The 269-nt window shown below is 68.8% G+C and carries 1 protein-coding gene; it reads left to right on the plus strand.

Going from position 1 to position 269, the window contains the following annotated elements; all coding sequences use genetic code 11:
* A partial coding sequence (locus VSR82_RS40240) for a condensation domain-containing protein (RefSeq protein ID WP_498858950.1) occupies positions 1-269 on the plus strand: 269 nt, incomplete at both ends.

Here is a 269-nt window from a genome sequence, read left to right on the forward strand (position 1 = left end):
GGCCGGACGTGGCGACGCTTCTGGAGCGGACACGGCGTACGGCCCTGGGGGCGCAGGAGCATCAGGACCTGCCATTCGAGCAGGTGGTGGAGATCGTGCAGCCGCCCCGGGCGCTTGACCACACGCCGCTGTTCCAGGTGATGCTGGCCTGGCAGAATAACGCGCTGGGGCGGCTCGATCTTCCCGGGCTGGGCGTGGAGGAGGTGGTGGACAATGCGCCCGGGCAGATCCGGTTCGAGCTGGAGCTGAACGTAGGCGAGTGTGACGGG

It is taken from the genome of Burkholderia sp. JPY481, from assembly GCF_038900515.1.
Classification (GTDB): domain Bacteria; phylum Pseudomonadota; class Gammaproteobacteria; order Burkholderiales; family Burkholderiaceae; genus Paraburkholderia; species Paraburkholderia youngii.